General features: G+C 67.4%; 1 protein-coding gene and 1 pseudogene. Both read right to left on the bottom strand.

Translation table 11 applies throughout. From position 1 onward, the window contains the following. Positions 1-194 (bottom strand): annotated as a pseudogene (locus tag AB0I03_RS27185) (hypothetical protein); the annotation flags it as partial. A 266-nt stretch (positions 195-460) separates the two neighbouring features. Beyond that, positions 461-1028 (bottom strand): MFS transporter (locus AB0I03_RS27180; RefSeq protein WP_360417515.1); only part of this gene is annotated, 568 nt, incomplete at its 5' end.

Genomic DNA, 1028 nt, shown 5'->3' with positions numbered 1-1028 from the left:
GTCAGCAGCCCCGCAGTTGCCGCGAGGGTCCCCGTACGCCGGAGGGCCCGGCCGACGCCCCGCACGGCTCCCGTGCCGGTCGCGGCGCCCGTGGCATCGCTCGCAGCTTCGCTTGCGGCTTTGCGGGTGGCTTTGCTTGTGGCTTCGTCAGTGGCTTCCTTGAAGCCCGTTGTGTTGGCTTTCACGAATTCCATTGCTTCCCCCCGTTGGATGCGTTGGATGTGAGCGCACCCCTTTGCACGCGGGGAGGGTGAAGTGTGGTTCCGAAAGGTGCAGGGATTGGCCGGAAGTGTCCCGAGAACCGTCAGTTCCGTTCATTCTGATTGTCCGTCACTTCCGCTACCTCAGCGCTCCCTTCGTTCCTCCCGTTCCCTTCATGCCGTGCCGCCGTGCCGCCGTGCCGCCGTGCCGCCGTGCCGCCGTGCTGTCGTGCTGTCGTGCTGTCGTCCGGTCGGGTGGTTCAGCGGGATGCGCCCGGGGTGCTTTGCGGGGCGTTCTCTGGGGTGCTTTCCGGGGCGTTCTTTGGGGCGGCTCCTTGCGCTGTCCTGCGCAGTTCCTGTTCCAGGTCCTCCAGCGCCAGGCCCTTCGTCTCCGGGGCGTACTGCTTGCAGAAGATCAGCGAGAGCACGCACATCGCGCTGAAGAGCCAGAACGTGACCCCGGCGCCGACCGCGTCGAGCAGCGCCGGAAAGACCAGCGCGACCGCGAAGTTGACCAGCCACATCACGAACACCGCCGCGCCCATGGCCAGTCCACGCACCTTCAGCGGGAACATCTCGGCGAGCAGCAGCCAGACGCCGGTGTTGAGGGTCGCCTGCATGAAGCCCATGTACAGGACCATCAGGCCGAGGACCAGGTAGCTGACGGCGGTGGAGTGCGGCAGATGGAACGCCGCCCCCAGCAGGACCAGCGACACCGTCATCCCGGACAGTCCCCACAGGAGCATGGGGCGCCGGCCCACCCGGTCGATCAGGGACATGCCGATCGCGGTGGCAACGACCGAGACGGCGCCGACCGCGATGGTGGCG

The sequence above is a fragment of the Glycomyces sp. NPDC021274 genome (genome assembly GCF_040641195.1).
Lineage (GTDB): Bacteria > Actinomycetota > Actinomycetes > Mycobacteriales > Micromonosporaceae > Glycomyces.
Note: the sequence above shows the minus strand (reverse complement) of the source record. Positions and strands in the feature narration are given on the sequence as shown.